At 29.9% G+C, this 16,503-nt stretch carries 15 protein-coding genes; 3 read left to right on the top strand and 12 right to left on the bottom strand.

Going from position 1 to position 16,503, the window contains the following annotated elements:
- Positions 1 to 473: 473 nt before the first annotated feature.
- Entirely contained in the window at positions 474 to 803 is a 330-nt protein-coding gene (locus tag V6137_RS18195; protein ID WP_425449399.1) for a hypothetical protein, read from the top strand.
- A 61-nt stretch (positions 804 to 864) separates the two neighbouring features.
- Here the strand turns inward: V6137_RS18195 and tpx are convergent, their stop codons facing one another.
- Entirely contained in the window at positions 865 to 1,389 is a 525-nt protein-coding gene (gene tpx, locus V6137_RS18190; protein WP_425449398.1) for a thiol peroxidase, read from the bottom strand.
- A gap of 173 nt (positions 1,390 to 1,562) precedes the next feature.
- Here tpx and V6137_RS18185 point away from each other — a divergent pair, with 173 nt between their 5' ends.
- Entirely contained in the window at positions 1,563 to 2,417 is an 855-nt protein-coding gene (locus tag V6137_RS18185) for a DMT family transporter (RefSeq protein ID WP_425449397.1), read from the top strand.
- Positions 2,418 to 2,492: 75 nt separating this feature from the next.
- Here the strand turns inward: V6137_RS18185 and V6137_RS18180 are convergent, their stop codons facing one another.
- The 10 genes from V6137_RS18180 to V6137_RS18135 form a co-directional block, all read right to left on the bottom strand.
- Positions 2,493 to 3,596 carry a GerAB/ArcD/ProY family transporter gene (locus V6137_RS18180; protein ID WP_425449396.1) on the bottom strand — a complete coding sequence of 368 codons (1,104 nt, stop codon included), beginning with the start codon at positions 3,594 to 3,596 and terminating at the stop codon, positions 2,493 to 2,495.
- 10 nt (positions 3,597 to 3,606) lie between these two features.
- Positions 3,607 to 3,819 carry a hypothetical protein gene (locus V6137_RS18175; protein ID WP_425449395.1) on the bottom strand — a complete coding sequence of 71 codons (213 nt, stop codon included), beginning with the start codon at positions 3,817 to 3,819 and terminating at the stop codon, positions 3,607 to 3,609.
- A gap of 1 nt (position 3,820) precedes the next feature.
- Positions 3,821 to 4,963, bottom strand: a complete 1,143-nt coding sequence (locus tag V6137_RS18170; protein WP_425449394.1) for a Ger(x)C family spore germination protein — start codon at positions 4,961 to 4,963, stop codon at positions 3,821 to 3,823.
- 1 nt (position 4,964) lies between these two features.
- The gene (locus V6137_RS18165; protein ID WP_425449393.1) at positions 4,965 to 6,494 is read right to left on the bottom strand and encodes a spore germination protein; all 1,530 of its coding nucleotides are present in this window, start codon (positions 6,492 to 6,494) and stop codon (positions 4,965 to 4,967) included.
- A 121-nt stretch (positions 6,495 to 6,615) separates the two neighbouring features.
- A complete protein-coding gene (locus V6137_RS18160) occupies positions 6,616 to 7,980 on the bottom strand; it encodes a radical SAM/SPASM domain-containing protein (RefSeq protein ID WP_425449392.1) in 1,365 nt (454 codons plus the stop codon).
- A gap of 67 nt (positions 7,981 to 8,047) precedes the next feature.
- On the bottom strand, positions 8,048 to 8,638 hold the full coding sequence (locus V6137_RS18155; protein ID WP_425449391.1) for a TetR/AcrR family transcriptional regulator: 591 nt from the start codon (positions 8,636 to 8,638) through the stop codon (positions 8,048 to 8,050).
- Between the two features lie 213 nt (positions 8,639 to 8,851).
- Positions 8,852 to 10,192: a sodium-dependent transporter gene (locus V6137_RS18150; protein ID WP_425449390.1), complete on the bottom strand. Its 1,341-nt coding sequence runs from the start codon at positions 10,190 to 10,192 to the stop codon at positions 8,852 to 8,854.
- A 258-nt stretch (positions 10,193 to 10,450) separates the two neighbouring features.
- The gene (gene thiI, locus V6137_RS18145; protein WP_425449389.1) at positions 10,451 to 11,623 is read right to left on the bottom strand and encodes a tRNA uracil 4-sulfurtransferase ThiI; all 1,173 of its coding nucleotides are present in this window, start codon (positions 11,621 to 11,623) and stop codon (positions 10,451 to 10,453) included.
- Positions 11,624 to 11,628: 5 nt separating this feature from the next.
- The gene (locus tag V6137_RS18140; protein ID WP_425449388.1) at positions 11,629 to 12,786 is read right to left on the bottom strand and encodes a cysteine desulfurase family protein; all 1,158 of its coding nucleotides are present in this window, start codon (positions 12,784 to 12,786) and stop codon (positions 11,629 to 11,631) included.
- Positions 12,787 to 12,799: 13 nt separating this feature from the next.
- The gene (locus V6137_RS18135; protein WP_425449387.1) at positions 12,800 to 13,411 is read right to left on the bottom strand and encodes a lactate utilization protein; all 612 of its coding nucleotides are present in this window, start codon (positions 13,409 to 13,411) and stop codon (positions 12,800 to 12,802) included.
- A 571-nt stretch (positions 13,412 to 13,982) separates the two neighbouring features.
- Between V6137_RS18135 and V6137_RS18130 the strand changes: the two genes are divergently transcribed.
- Positions 13,983 to 14,978, top strand: a complete 996-nt coding sequence (locus tag V6137_RS18130) for an asparaginase (RefSeq protein WP_425449386.1) — start codon at positions 13,983 to 13,985, stop codon at positions 14,976 to 14,978.
- Between the two features lie 111 nt (positions 14,979 to 15,089).
- Here the strand turns inward: V6137_RS18130 and nagA are convergent, their stop codons facing one another.
- Complete coding sequence (gene nagA, locus V6137_RS18125) at positions 15,090 to 16,241, bottom strand: N-acetylglucosamine-6-phosphate deacetylase (RefSeq protein ID WP_425449385.1); 1,152 nt, start codon at positions 16,239 to 16,241, stop codon at positions 15,090 to 15,092.
- Between the last annotated feature and the right edge of the window lie 262 nt (positions 16,242 to 16,503).

Below are 16,503 nucleotides of genomic sequence, written 5' to 3'. Positions count from 1 at the left end.
AATTTTAAAAGCCTAAATTTGGCCATTGTTCGTGTTTTTCAAAGGTCTTTTTGTCGTGCATAAATTTAATATTAGAGAATTTAAATTTTTTCACTTAAATACTCTTGACTTTTACTAGCTGGTCTACTAAGTATATTATAATATATATTTCATATAATAGCATCTTATCTTTGACATTTTAATACACTAATGATAAGATATGACTCAAAGCAAATTATCTTTTTGATAATGTGCCTTTTATCTCATTTAAAACATTAGAACATTATGATTCAACTTTAGGTGTTCGGAAGAAAATAATAAGTCAAAGATGCAAAATAGACTAGCATACTGACTTATTATTTTTTTCTGAATGCCTTAAGCCTAGAACTATTAGTTCTAGGCTTATTTTTTTAATATATTATTTATTATTAATAAAAAACCTTAATATACAAATACTAAAATTATAAAATTTTAATTTGTTAAGGAGGATTATTATGGATTATGAAATGCCTAAACATCATTACAATCTTACTAAAGCTGTAGAAGGAACTGGATGGGTTTTATGTGATACATTAAATACAATGGTTAGAAATAATATAAGGATTAACGATAATAGCAAAGATTCACTGTTAGCAGAAAATATTAATGAACTATTTCAGGTTATAGCTGAATGTGAAGAACCAGATATTATCAACCATCTTGCAGATAAAATAACCGAATATGCAGGTAATGATATAAACAAGTTTATAAATTATATGGGTGAAAATATGGGAGATAATCCCCTTTATAAAAGGGTAGTGGAGATTAATGAAAAGGATTTATAAAAGTAATTACATATATGTAGGGGATGAATATATTCATCCCCTACATATATGTTAATAAATACTATACCAGTTTCTTTGCCTCTTCTAAAGCAGTATCATAATCTGGATGTTCTGTTACCTCGTCAACATACTGAACATATTTCACTTTATTATTTCCATCAACTATTACAATACCTCTACTAAGTAATCTAAACTCATCTATAACAAAACCATATTTCTCTCCAAAATCTAAATCTTTATGATCAGATACAACCTGTATATTTTCTATTCCTTCAGCACCACAATATCTTTTTTGAGCAAATGGTAAGTCAACACTTATTGTAATTATTTCAATATCATCGGATAACTTTGTAGCTTCATCATTGAACTTACTTGTTTGTAAACTGCAAACTCCAGTATCTATTGATGGTACTACACTTATTATCTTAATTTTACCATTGGAATCATTATAAAAATCAAACTGAGATAAATCTTGTTTTACAGCATTAAAATTAGGTGCATCATCACCTACTTTTATTTCTTTGCCCCTTAATGAAACAGGGTTACCTCCAAATTTTACTCTCTCTTTTCTAATATTTTCTGACATAAAAAAACCTCCCTTTAAAAATCATAATTATATATAACCATCTTCTCTATCTAACTCATAATTACCCAAATGTCCATAATCTATTCAACCTTTCCTTTAATTTGACTATTATATATATAAAGGTTATAATTTATTTTGTTTATCGAAATAATTATACTATTAGGAGGTATAAAATGGAAAACAAATCCAAGGGAATTACTCTAATACTATTATCAGCTTTATTTTTTGCATTTATGGCTGCTACTGTAAAGTCTTTAAATAATATTCCTGTTACAGAAAAAATATTTTTTAGAAATGCTTTTGGCTTTATAGTAGCATTCATTATGATACGACGAAAAAAGAAGCCTTTATTAGGTAATAATAAGCCTTTATTATTACTCCGTAGTACATTTGGTTTATTAGGTGTGGCGTGCTACTTTTATGCCTTATCCAATATAAAATTAGCAGATGCGGTTATGTTAAATAAACTTTCTCCCTTTTTTGTATTAGTTTTGTCAGCAATATTCTTAAAGGAGAAAATAAAGAAGCCCCAACTTATCTCTTTAATATTAGCTTTAGGTGGTGCAGCCTTCCTTATAAAACCAGAGTTTAACTCAAGCATATTGCCATCATTAATAGCTCTACTTTCTGCATTGTTTGCAGGATCTGCATATACCACTATAAGACATCTAAGACACACTGATGCTGCTGAAACGATAGTTTTATACTTTACATTCTTTTCAACAGTATTAATGATACCTCTTATGGCTACTGGAACTTTTGGAAGTTTTGTAGTTCCTAACGGTTTAGAATTAATAAGACTTCTTGGTTTAGGTGTCTTTGCAACTGCAGCTCAATTTCTAATGACCAATGCATATAGATATGCACCGGCCGGTGAACTGGCGATATATACTTATACAAATATAATATTTTCAACAGTTATAGGAATACTTATATGGAGTGAGATACCTGACAAATTAGCTATAATAGGTGGTTTATTAATAATAACAGCAGGATTTATTAATTATCAATTTAATAGAAGAAAATAGTACAAATTAATATTTAAGTTCCTCCGGTGGACTGGGGGAACTTTTTACTTACTTTATCAATACTTTGAAAGCCACTTAATTAAGTGACTTCTTTCTCTTTTTATATACTCTTATCTTTATTTCTGCAACTATATAGACAAAAATAGGAATAATAACCTGAAATGGAAAAGCATAGTATCTCCATACATCTTTAGTCCATGCATAAAATTCTATGGTACCATCATAAATAAAATAACACAGATTTATAAGTAAAAGTACAATTGGTGTTACTATTATTCTATAGTCCTTTAGATTAAACAGTTTTTTTATCCCATTGCATGTACCTAATAAGCATATGGTTAATTTTACAAAACCTCCTATTACAAAAATAAAAGCAACTACTATCTCTATCCTACTTAGAAAATCTCCTATATTTAGTCTTGAAGCTGTAGCATATGATGGAAAATACATCCCCTCAACAATCTTAACACCTATTACTAATATATTAGCTACCGATGCAAATAATATTATAATTCCAGATACAACTCCCCCTAGTATATATACTTTTAATGGAGAACCATTTTGACTAAAAGATGAAAAGAGCAGCATGAATATAACAATTTCCCCAAGGGGAAAACCAAAAGTCGAAAAAGCTCCGTTTAGAACTGGTTTTATTCCGTTATATAATACTGGCTTTAAATTATTAATATCCATATCGGGAATTAATAATAAAAAAGTTATAAACAAAAACACACCAAAAACAATAGCGAAGTATTGAGAAAATCTTCCTAAAACTTCTAAACCTTCTTTAAGTATCCATATAACTAAAAGTGATATCATTATAATAGGGACCATCATGGGAGTTTCCCTTGATACTATGGTAAAATAAAATTCTCCAAAGTCCCTTAAAACTAAAACCCCAAGATAAAAGGAAAACCATATGTATAATATAATTATAAACCTACCTAAAACTCTTCCTAAGCATATTTCTACTATATCAAAGAAATTTTTCTTAGGAAAAAGTTTATGTAGTCTCGAGTATATTACTAGTAAAGGAATTAACATAATTACAGCAAAGAGTATGGCTAACCATAGGTCCTGTTTTGCTTCAAGTCCCATTACTATAGTAGTTGAAATTCCCACTACAAATAATATAATCATTGATATCCCTTGTTTCTCAGAAATAATTTCTCTCTTCATACTATATTCATTACCTTCCCAATATTGACATAACAATCTTTTCTATAGGTTTGGCTGGACTGGGTATTTCTACTCCTACACTTAAAAGAATACTTATCAAAAATGCACATCCCATCATTACAGAATATAAGGCTAATTCTTTTTTCTTTTTTCTTTTTATTAAAGGAGGCAACTCTAACATTATCAATAGTCCATAACCCAATATAATTAATACAGTTATCATTTTAATCACCAACCTGAATAGGTTTTGATGTCAAAGCACTACTTTTAATATTGACTTTTACATCTATTTCCACGGGAAGTTTAGAAAACATTTCCTCCCATTGATCCTTTATTTCCTTCCATACCTTAGGCTTTTCCTTTTTTATCTTTAATCCAAATCCAAATACATCAGTACCGTATTGTTTTTGTATTTTTTTTATTGTCTCTTCTATATCCCGTTTAATTAATTTTTCAGATGCTAATTTTAGCTTCTTTCTACCTTTTTCATTTATAACATCTAAACTTCCATCTATTTCAGCTATCCCACTGTCTATCTCTACATCTATTTTCATAGATATAGTTCCTTCTTTCACAACTGGCCTAACTTTTGTGTTATTACTGAATATTTCCAATGAAATTTTTGTATCCATACCGTTAACCTTAGGTATTACTACTATACCTCCGTATACTTTATTTTTAATAAATAATAGATTTCTACTATCCCTTTCATTTAAACATCCTACCATTTTATCTTGCTTAAAAATATCTATACCAATAACTTCAGGTTTTACTTCTTCATCTCTAGTAATGACCCCTATACAGGGTAATATTGGAGATATCCCTTCTTCAGATAGATCATTTAAGAAATGCCATAAGTCAATGGCATAGTATATAGATAAGCTTTTTTGTGATTTTAGCATATCATCTATATGAAATGATACTATCTCTTTACTATCCTTCATAGATTTAAGTATTTCATTGGCCCTAGTATTTGTTGAAATTAATATCCACATATCTGAACGTACATCTGCATCCCTAGATATAAGGTCTAAAGCTGGAATTAAACCTTCCTTTGCAATCTTACTATCTATGATAACAACTTTGGTATGACTAAAATAAAGACTTTTACCTGACCTTAAAATACCCTTTCTAGATGCTTTTAATATGGTGTCATCGGTCATTGTTATATAGGCTGGCTCTATATCCATTTCTTTACCTGTTTTTGGTTTTATAACTTCAAAAGTCACTTTATATTTATCATTAACTTTATCTATAGCCATTCCCGTAACAATTTGGAGTTCATTTATTTCTTTGTAATTCCAGCAACCGGAAAGTAATGCTATATTTAATATCATAATAATAAATATTTTAAAACTTCTTTTCATATTATTTACTTCTCCTTTTGTATGCATAGGGCCTTCTTATAGCATTTTTACTAGAAAGTAATTTGGGTCTATAATACATAAACCACCAAGGTGCCCTTATGGCCGTATCCTTTAAATCTTGCTTATTTATTGATCCTACATTAATCATATATGGAATACCGAAGGATCTTATGGACATTAAGTGTATCACCACGCCTATAACTCCAAATATATATCCGTATAGTCCTAAAACAGCGGTTAATAATAAAAATATCGTTCTTATTATAATAAGGGCTCCTGTCATTTTATATATAAGAAATGTTGTTATACCTGTTATTGCCGTAACTATAACTATAGGTGCACTTACTATTTTAGCCGATACTGCTGCTTCTCCCAATACTAAAGCGCCCACTATACTTACAGTTGTTCCCACAGGTTCCGGTAATCTTAATCCCCCCTCCCTTATTAAGTCAAATACCAATAACATGACTAATGCTTCAAAAATAGTAGGAAAAGGAACTCCCTCTCTAGCGGAACTAATACTTAAAAGTAGTGGTGTTGGTATCATCTCTTGATGAGAGGTTATAAGAGCCACATAAATAGCTGGTATACTGGTAGAGATAAAAAATGCTAAATATCTTAAAAGTCTGTTTATGGAGGAAAAAATATATCCAGAATAATAATCTTCATTTACTTGAAAGTATTCCATAAACAAAAAAGGTAAAGTTAATACTATAGGAGTCCCATCGCATAGTATAGCTACTCTTCCCTCTAATATTTTTCCCGCAACAACATCTGGTCTTTCTGTATAATTAATAGTTTTAAAAGGGGAAAAAGGAGCATCTCTAATTAATTCGTCTATATATCCCGATTCCAATATACTATCCATATCTATATTATCTATTCTTTTAAATACCTCCTCCACTATCTTTTCATTGGCTATCCCTTCTATGTAGCAAATACTCACTTGAGTTTTTGTTCGTTTTCCTATTTCTCTAAAAACAAATCTCAAATCAGAATTTTTTATCCTTCGTCTTATTAAAGAGGTATTAACAACAATAGATTCTGTAAAACCTTCCCTAGGTCCCCTAACTATTCTTTCCGTGGGAGGCTCATCTAAGGCTCTAGTTTTCCATCCCTTAGTATCTACAGTTACACCTTCATTAACTTTATCAAATAATAAAATAGAATCCCCAGATAATAATGCCTCTACTAGTTTTTCTATACTCTCTAATCTCTCTACATGGTCTGATATGATTCCTTCATCAATTATTATATCTATTAAATTTTTATAAGATGTAATATGATTTATAGTACTATTGGTTATTGGACTGACTATACTGTCATTTATTATTTCTCTATTAGTCATACCATCTGCAAATATAATACAACACTTCAATTTGCTACAGGACTTACTTTTAATTTGTCTAAATTTAATGGTGCTATCATTTTTAAATATATCCTTAAATATCTTGATATTTTCTTCCAATTGATATTTTAATTTTATACCTTTTATTGGATAATCTTCTTTTATAATTTTTCTTCTTTTCATATTTAACCACCATTTATTACTTTTTTTAGTTTCTATATCCCTTAGTATATGTAGCTTGGGATTATTTAAACATAATAAAAGAACAAAGACACCTTTGGCACCTTTGTTCTTGTTTAATATTCTATAATCTCATTTTTTTCTTCTTTTCAGCTCTTTCTTTCCAGAGTACTTCCGCTTTCTTAGCCCAGTTTTTTGATACCATTTGACACTTATCTGTTAATTCCTCCACCGATTCTTTATCTATAGGTTGGGTTGACTTAGCCCCCGATTTATTTACCATTTTTTTTAACCTATCAGGATTATCCAATAAAGGACATGGTCTTAAATGATTATCATTAAATGGTTGACCCTTTTTGTATTCTTTAAATATTGGAGATTTTAGTGCCTCTAATAGACTTACATCCTTAATATTCACATTAGAATAATGTATAAAGGCACAAGGCTCCACATCTCCACTGGCATTTATATGAAGATAATTTCTACCTCCAGCTATGCACCCCTCCACATATTCACCATCATTCCAAAAATCCATAACAAATATAGGCTTCTCTTCTCTCATCTCTCTAACCCTATGGTACATAAATTCTCTTTGCTCTGGCTTAGCTAAGAGCTCTAAAATTGCATCTTTACCAAGGGGCATATATGTAAAGTACCAGCCAAACATACAACCTTTTTCTACCATAAAGTCTATATATTCTTCTGAACCAATATCCTCTGTATTTTCCCTATGATAACAAGTGGAAAAACCAAAGCCTATGCCATATTCCCTAAGTATCTTCATAGCATCCATAACCTTATTATATGTACCTTCACCTCGCCTCATATCAGTAGATTTCTCAAATCCCTCTACACTTATTGCTAAAGCAAAGTTCCCTACATCTTGTAACTTTTTAGCAAAATCTTCATCAACTAAGGTGGCATTTGTAAAGGCTAAAAACATACAATCATCATGTTCCTTTGCTAGTTTAATGAGATCATCTTTCCTCACTAACGGTTCTCCACCTGAGTATATATACATATATGTCCCTAATTCTTTTCCTTCAGTAATAATACGATCTAATAGCTCATAATCCATAGAATCTGTCTTATTATATTCTGCCGCCCAACAACCTTTACACTTTAAGTTACATGCAGCTGTTGGATCCATTAGTATTGCCCATGGTATATTGCAATCATGTTTCTTTTTTAATTTTTTAGCTAGAGGAAGTCCTAGTACACTTGAGTTTATAAAAAAATTCATAATAAATTTGTTCCTTACGTTGGGATGGATCTCAGTAAATAATCTTTCTATAAATTTGTGCCAATTATTATCGGGATTATCCCATATTTCCTTAAATGACTCTAATGTTTCCCTATGATTTTCCTCAGTTATTAATCTATCTGCCCAATTCATTAACTTGGGTATATTCTTTATTGGATCCTTTTCTAAATACTTTAAACCCTCTTTTAACATCACTGAACCAATAAGCTGTTTAGCTGACTTCATATTAATCCCCCTCTTTTTAATAATTAATATTTTTATCGACATATATGTCAATAAAATTTTAAAAAAATTATTTCCTTAATCCATCTATCAATATATCAACATTATTTAAATGATCATCAATATTAAAATCATCATTTAATGATAACTGAAGTACAAAAGATTCCACCAATGCATATAATGTATTCCCCATGCTATCACAATCGACTTTTATTATTTCATTAGCTTTTATCCCATGGGAAACTAACTCTTTAAACAATTCTCTTATTTCCAATGACCTGTTTTGTATTTCTTCCCCTATTGTTTTATTTTCCCGTTTTAATATAAGCCACAATTCTATAAATATGATTATACTATTGTTATACTTATATTCCTTTGCTAAACTATATATAATTTTTTTTATTTTTTCTATAAAAGTCAGATTAGAATTCTCTAATATTTTTTCAAAACTATCTCTCATACTATCAATAGTATGATTTATTGCATACTTAAATATTTCATCTTTATTCTTAAAATACTGATACAACGTAGTCCTTCCTATTCCACATTTATTAGCTATATCAGATAATTTTGTTTCATAATACCCCTTATCTATAAAAACTTTTATTGATTCCTTGGCAATTTCTTCTTTTCTTTCTATATAATTTACAATCTTAGGCAAATAGATCCCTCCTTTATTGACACAACTGTCAATTTAATTGTAACATACTGATATTTTTTGTCAATATCACTAAAATATTATTTATATCCATATATGTCCAAGCCTTAATATATATTATTTAGTTATATCGACTTTTATGCAAACTTTTAAAAAAAATGGAATAAGCAAAAAATATAAAAAACTATAGGGTACAAATTTGTACCCTATAGTTTTTTATAATATTCCAGTGGAATATAGTAATATTATTATTATAGCCACAGGAGCTATATATTTTATTATTATTGTATAACCTTTAGCCAATGGAAAATCAATTTTTCCATCATTGGTTGCTTCATTAATAGCATTTTTCGTTCCCCAAACTTTACCTACAAATAAAGCTATCAATAGCCCTCCTAGAGGTAACATTACATTTGATACACTAAAATTAAATAAATCAAAGATTGTTTTATCAAATAATTTAACATTTTCTAAAATTCCAAAAGATAATGTGTTTGGGATTCCCAAAAGAAATATTATAAATGAAACTATTATCGTCACTTTTTTTCTAGAAATTTTATATTCTTCTGTAAAATAGGATACTATGATTTCCAATAAAGAAATAGTGGATGTTAATGCTGCGATACCTACTAAAACAAAAAATAATGATTGAAATATTCCACCTAGTGGCATTTCTTTAAATACAGCTGGTAAAGTTATAAATATGAGCTCTGGTCCTTGATCTGGCTGAAATCCATAGGCAAAAACTGCCGGAAAAATAACTAATCCAGCTATCAAGGCTATAAGTGTATCTGCCATTGTAATCTGTAGTGCCATTGTCTGTAGATTTTCCTTTTTATTTATATAACTACCATAGGTCACTAAGGTACCCATTCCTAAACTTAATGAGAAAAAAGCATGTCCCAATGCTTCTAAGATTCCCTTTCCAGTCAAAGAAGCAAAGTCAGGTTTAAATAAAAATTCTATTCCCTTTGATGCTCCTTCTAGTGTTACCGAACGTACCGCCAATATTACTAAAAGACCAAATAAAACAGGCATTAATATTTTACTATATTTTTCTACCCCTTTCTTAATTCCAGCTATAACTATAAAAGCTGTGAAGGCTATAACTATAAACTGCCAAATTAGAGGCTCTATATTAGAACTTATTATACCATTAAAATAACTTCCCAACTTATCTGGTGATATTGATATTAAATCCCCAGATATGGATCTACTTACATATGCAAATATCCAGCCTGCCACCGCAGAATAAAAAGAAAATAAAATGAAAGCTGTTGATACTCCCAGTATTCCTGTATAGTGCCATTTTGTATTAGGAGCTAATTTTTTAAATGCTCTTACTACGTTGGATTGGCCCTTTCTACCTATAACAAGCTCTGAAACCATTAAAGGTACACCTAATAGTAATATAAAAAACAAGTATAAAAATATAAATGCTGCACCACCATTTTCTCCTGCTATATAGGGAAACTTCCATATATTACCCAATCCTATTGCTGAACCTGCTGCCGCTGCCAAGACTCCAAACTTTGATCCAAAACCTTCTCTTTTCACTATTATCCCTCCTTATCACTTTATGTCTTTTTATTCATATTTCTTTGTTATTTGTTACTTTTTCTTAATATCTGTAAACTTTATCATAGGTTAATGTTATGTGTCAATGGTATTTTTAGTTAAATAATAAAGAATAGAGAATAGAGAATAGATATTGTTATTTTACTCCCTTCGGTAGTAAAATTTCATTATATAAAAAAATAAAGTGGCCTCTGGCCACTTTGTACCTTATCTATTCTTTATTCTCTATTCTTTATTCTACGGTTTCACCGTTATTTTCTCCATCTGCTTTACTGCATTATCAATAAGTCCTTCCACATCTAATAATCTTTCTGATTCTTCTATATCTTCTAGTCTAGGTCTAGTTACAGGATGCTTAGGTAAAAATACAGTACAGCAATCTTCAAAGGGTAAAATTGAAGTTTCATAGGTTTCAATGTCCCTAGATATTTCTATTATATCAGTTTTATCCATACCTATAAGGGGTCTAAATATTGGTATATCTACAGCTGAATTTGTAACATTTAGTCCTTTCATTGTTTGACTTGCCACTTGACCTAAGCTTTCTCCAGTTATAAGGGCATCTATGTCATTTTCCCTGGCTATCCTTTCAGCTATCTTCATCATAAATCTTCTTGATAATATTGTCATCTCATCTTCGGGACATTTTTCATTTATCTCTTTTTGAATATCTAATATATTAACACTATAAATATTAAATTCCCCACAATATATAGACAATATCTCTGCTAATTTTTTAACCTTTTCTTCAGCCCTTTCACTGGTAAAGGGATAACTATGATAGTGTATTGCATTTATAGCCACACCTCTTTTTGCTATCATAAATCCAGCCACTGGACTGTCTATCCCTCCAGAAAGTAATAATAACCCTTTGCCATTGGTCCCAAGGGGTAAACCTCCATATCCCTTAACCCTTTCTGTGTATATATAACAATAATCACTTCTTATATCCACATAAACATATAAATCCGGGTTATGTACATCTACACTTATATCCTCTATTTCATTTAATATCTTTCCTCCCAATTCTCTAGCCATTTCCATGGACTTTATTGGAAAGTTTTTATCTACTCTTTTACATTTTACTTTAAAAGTATTGATATCTCTGTTTTTCTTGGCCTCTTTAGTTGCCAATAGGGAATACTTTTCTATTTCTTCTACTTCTTTACCTATCCTATAACAAGGACTCACATAAACAATGCCAAATACCTTTTTAACCCTATTTACGATATCGTCAATATTTTCTTCATTAACTTCTATAAAAACTTTACCATGGCCTTTATATACCCTTGGACTACCAAACTCTCTAGTTACTCTTCTTATATGTTTCATAAGTTTGTTAACAAAAAATGATCTATTAGCACCTTTTAATATTATCTCTCCAAAACTTACACTTACTACTCTATCCAAATATATCACCTCTTAATTATTTTTCTTATGTCTTTTACAGAATCCTTTAACTTTTCTATAACATAATCTATTTCCTTTTTTGTATTTAAATAGGAAAAACTAAATCTAATTGTTCCTTCTATTTCATTATCCCTTAATCCCAATGCCTTCAGCACATGACTTTTTCCTTTATCATTTGATGTACATGCCGATGCAGTTGAGACATAAATTTTATGTCTCTCTAAATAGTGAAGTAAAACCTCTCCTCTAGTTCCTTTGAAGGTTATACTCAAAATATGGGGAGCTCCCCTTTCATCTATGAAACTATTTATTTTTATATCTTCTATATTATTTTTTACCCCATTAATAAAATATTTTTTCACATTAATGATACTTTCTATCTCATTTTCAAAATTATCATTAAGCATTTCCACAGCTTTTCCTATACCAACTATTCCAGGAGTATTTTCTGTTCCCGATCTTAATCCCTTTTCCTGTTTTCCACCAAATACAATAGGATTGATGTTAGTACCTTTTTTAACATATAACCCAGCAATTCCTTTAGGCCCATGGATTTTATGTCCACTAAATGAAAATGTATCTACACCCATTTTTTTTAAGTTAATTGGTATTTTCCCAACTGCTTGTATTCCATCTACATGTAATTTAATATTTTTATTATATTTATTTATTATGTCTTTTATCTTTTTTATAGGCTGTATAGTACCCACTTCATTATTAACCATCATTACTGATACCAAAATGGTATCCTCTGCAATGGCATCCTGCAATTGTTGTAAATTTATTAATCCATCTTCATTTACATCTATATATGTTACTTTAAAACCCATACCTTCATAATATTTAAAAATATTCAGTATCGATGAATGTTCTATTTTAGTAGTAATAATATGTTTCCCTCTTTTTAAGTATCTATTAACCAACCCTTGTATTGCCATATTATTACTTTCTGTCCCACTTGACGTAAAATATATCTCCTCTGAATTTACTTTTAAAAACTTGGATATAATATTTCTACTTTCATTTATTTTTTTTTCAGCTTCTAATCCCATTCTATGAAGGGATGAAGGATTTCCATAGGCTTCATTTAACATATAATTTATTGAATCAATCACTTCTTTTCTTGGTTTAGTAGTGGCACTATTATCTAAATATACTTCCATAAAATCACCTCTTCTAATATCCTAGCTCTTCATTTATTAAGTAAACATTGATATTTCCACCCATGGGATTTTTATCAATAGTCACTGTTACTCTACACATCCTATCCTTTGCTCTACAATCGTTACATATTCCTGTATGTCTACATGGTGTATCTAGGTTTAACCTTTCAGCATTTTTAGGACAGGCTATATTTTTAATTCTATCTATACCACTATTATAATCTTTAACTATCTTATTTACACCGGCAATTATATATATATTATCATGTCCATAAAACATAGAAGCTACCCTATTTCCCACTCCATCTATATTTATTAACTTTCCATCTTCTGTAATAGCATTACTACTTGATATATATATATTAGCTTCTTTAGCCTTATTTCTTATATCATTTCTTCTCTCAGGGTCTACAAGCCAATGCCAATATACATCATTTCCCCTATTTATTAAATCATTATGTAATCCCATATTATAAACTGTCATAGACCCCCCAATACCAATTGTATCCTTGCTTGAAATTTCATTCAGTAGTTGAGCCTTTAACTCATACATATTATCAAAAAATCTGGTATTAAATCCATTGGCAGATAAATTCTCAATTGCTTTTTTTACCGATAAATCCATTTTAAATGCCTCCTCAGCCCATATATTTAAAATAAATGACACATTAACTTAATTATATATAAAAAAGTCTAATCTTAAAAGTTTCTTTTATATTATAATCACTATTTGTAATAATTTTATTTTTATACTACATCTATTTTTCTAAATCGGCATATCAAGAAATGAATTTCCCTGTACTCATTTTAGTTGAAAATGGCTAGTGATAATTTAAGATTATTTAATTTATTTGGTTCACAAAATATCATTTCGACATTTTATGATATTTTTTCACAAAAACCCTTGCGTATTTTGTCGTATTTTGCTATAATAAAGATGTGGTTATCCCACTATTAACCTCAAATTTATGATCTCTATTCCTAATACCCCTTTTGAACGATACTTTGTATCCTTATTAGGATGGACAAGAAAGACCGTTTCTTTCTTGTCCTTTTTTTGTGCTTTTTTCTATATAACTTATATCATATATTAATTATTCTTAACCTCATTTTCAGTGTATTTGTATAAGATATATGGTACAATTAAAAGTGGTGAAAAATCGAAAATTTTTTATATTGAATAGGAGGTCTTAATTTTGGATAATAAAATAGCAGTTATTTTTACCGGCGGAACCATATCAATGAAAGTAGATCCTAGAATAAATGCTGCTATCCCTGCACTATCAAGTGAAGAGATAATGGCAATGGTATCAAATATTGAAAAATTTACTGATATAGAAATAATAAACTACGGAAAACTTCCTGGCCCCCATATGACTCCAGAAAAAATGATGGAATTATCTTTGCTGGTTAGGAAAACCATTTCAAGGGATGATATTACAGGGGTTGTTGTTACCCATGGTACTGATACGTTGGAAGAGACAGCTTATCTACTAGATCTAACTGTAAAAAGTGAAAAACCAATAGTAGTAGTAGGTGCCATGAGAAATAGTTCGGAATTAGGTTATGATGGTCCTAGTAATCTTTCTGCAGCAATTTCCACTGCATCATCTAAAAATGCAAGAAATAAAGGTGTATTAGTAGTTATGAATAACGAGGTTAATGCTGCATCTGAGGCCATTAAAACTAATACTTTAACGGTGGATACATTTAAATCCCCTCAATTTGGTCCTTTAGGTGTAGTGGATAATGACGAAGTAATATTTTATAGAGATATAACTACCCATGATCACATTAATACTAAAAAAATAGAACCAAACGTTGTTTTATTAAAATGTACTGCTGGTATGAATTCGGATTTAATTAATTTTTCTATAGATAATGGTGCTAAAGGTCTGGTTATTGAAGCTTTCGGACGGGGTAATGTTGCTCCAGAAATGTTAAATGGTATAAAGAGAGCCATAGATAATAATATCCCAGTGGTTATAGTATCAAGATGTCCTAAAGGAAGGGTTTTAGACTCCTATGGTTATCCCGGTGGAGGAAAAACTTTAAAGGATCTAGGGGCTATATTTGGACCTAACTTACCGGGACCTAAAGCTAAAATTAAACTTATGCTTCTACTTAGTACAACCTCTGATGTCAAAGAAATTACTGAAGTTTTTGAACGGGGTATATATGTAAAGCGATAGATTTTTAACTTAAAATATAAAATAAGGAGTATTAAAATTATAAGCTAATATTAGCTTATAATTTTAATACTCCTTTCTATTATTTATATAATTAAAATATATTAGATTTTATTATGTATTCTTATATACTACCTTTCCATCTACGATTGTCATAACAACATTCCAATTATCATCTATTATAGTTATATCTGCCCTTTTATTTTTTGTTATACTACCATATTTATCTTCTATCCCCAAAGCTCTAGCTGGTATTAAACTTCCCATATTTACTGCATCTATGGGGTTAATTCCCAAAATTTCCACCATGTTTTTTACTCCATCTATAAGTTTTAATGTACTTCCTGCTAAGCTTCCATTACTGAGTCTAGGCATAGAATCCTTTACAGTGACTTTTAGTTCTCCTAAGTTGTATTCTCCATCATCTAGCCCCCCTGCCATCATACAATCACTTATTAAATATACCTTATCTGCTCCTTTAGATTTAATCAATATATCCATAGCTTTAGGATGTACATGTATAGTATCGGATATTAATTCTCCGTAGATATTTTCATTAGTTAAAATAGAACCTAATATCCCCGGTTCCCTATGATGAAGACCCCTCATTCCGTTAAAAATATGTACTCCTATTGTAGCTCCCTTTGATATGGCCTTTTCAGTAATGTCAAAAGTTCCATTACTATGACCTAATGAAACCTTTATTCCCTTACTAGTTAATAGGTCTATTAATTCTAAAGCTCCTTTTTTTTCTGGTGCTAATGCCACAACTTTAATGGTATCGTTGGAGCTTTTTAACAATAACTTTATATCTTCAATACTTATATCCCTTATAAATTCCTTAGGATGGGCTCCCTTATATTTCTGAGATATATATGGGCCCTCTATATATGAACCTATGATGCCCGCTCCTTCTGTCCCCTTTTCCTTGCTATATGCAATATTTTCAGTGGCCAATTTTATTTTATCTAAGCTTGATGTTACTGTTGTAGGTAAAAAAGATGTTACCCCATTTTTAGCTAAATATTTAGAAATCTCATTTAATGACTTATAAGTACAGTCCATAGTGTCGTATCCATTGGCACCATGTATATGACTGTCTATAAGACCAGGTAATATCTTGTACTTCTCCATATCTATTATCATAGAATCTTCATATCCTTTTGTGGATATATCTTCTATTAATCCTTCCTTTATGATTACACAACCATTATTAATTATCTCATTATCAGTATAAACTTCTTTCCCCTTTATTATATATCTCATATTAATCCCCTTTTATTTGTAATTTATTTAAAACCAATTGTATACACTTATTGAAATTTTGTCAAATATAAAAGGGGATTTTTTATGCTCAAAATCTTCTTGGAAAAATAGGGCCCCTCCTTCTATTAAAATAACTTTCTATTTTTTCTATTCTATCTTGTAAATCAGAAATATTTTTATCATCTTTTTTAGATGTATTTTCTTCCACTTTTCTTTCTTTTTTATTGCACCATAGGCGAAGTATTCAGCACTTTGGCAAGCA

The sequence above is a fragment of the Dethiothermospora halolimnae genome (genome assembly GCF_037577855.1).
Taxonomy (GTDB): domain Bacteria; phylum Bacillota; class Clostridia; order Tissierellales; family VENL01; genus Dethiothermospora; species Dethiothermospora halolimnae.
Note: the sequence above shows the minus strand (reverse complement) of the source record. Positions and strands in the feature narration are given on the sequence as shown.

Excerpts from the sequence above, each read along its gene's own strand:
- V6137_RS18195 (WP_425449399.1), top strand. The coding sequence starts at position 474 with ATGGATTATGAAATGCCTAAACATCATTACAATCTTACTAAAGCTGTA.
- tpx (WP_425449398.1), bottom strand. The coding sequence starts at position 1,389 with ATGTCAGAAAATATTAGAAAAGAGAGAGTAAAATTTGGAGGTAACCCT.
- V6137_RS18185 (WP_425449397.1), top strand. The coding sequence starts at position 1,563 with ATGGAAAACAAATCCAAGGGAATTACTCTAATACTATTATCAGCTTTA.
- V6137_RS18180 (WP_425449396.1), bottom strand. The coding sequence starts at position 3,596 with ATGAAGAGAGAAATTATTTCTGAGAAACAAGGGATATCAATGATTATA.
- V6137_RS18175 (WP_425449395.1), bottom strand. The coding sequence starts at position 3,819 with ATGATAACTGTATTAATTATATTGGGTTATGGACTATTGATAATGTTA.
- V6137_RS18170 (WP_425449394.1), bottom strand. The coding sequence starts at position 4,963 with ATGAAAAGAAGTTTTAAAATATTTATTATTATGATATTAAATATAGCA.
- V6137_RS18165 (WP_425449393.1), bottom strand. The coding sequence starts at position 6,494 with ATGAAAAGAAGAAAAATTATAAAAGAAGATTATCCAATAAAAGGTATA.
- V6137_RS18160 (WP_425449392.1), bottom strand. The coding sequence starts at position 7,980 with ATGAAGTCAGCTAAACAGCTTATTGGTTCAGTGATGTTAAAAGAGGGT.
- V6137_RS18140 (WP_425449388.1), bottom strand. The coding sequence starts at position 12,786 with ATGGAAGTATATTTAGATAATAGTGCCACTACTAAACCAAGAAAAGAA.
- V6137_RS18135 (WP_425449387.1), bottom strand. The coding sequence starts at position 13,411 with ATGGATTTATCGGTAAAAAAAGCAATTGAGAATTTATCTGCCAATGGA.
- nagA (WP_425449385.1), bottom strand. The coding sequence starts at position 16,241 with ATGAGATATATAATAAAGGGGAAAGAAGTTTATACTGATAATGAGATA.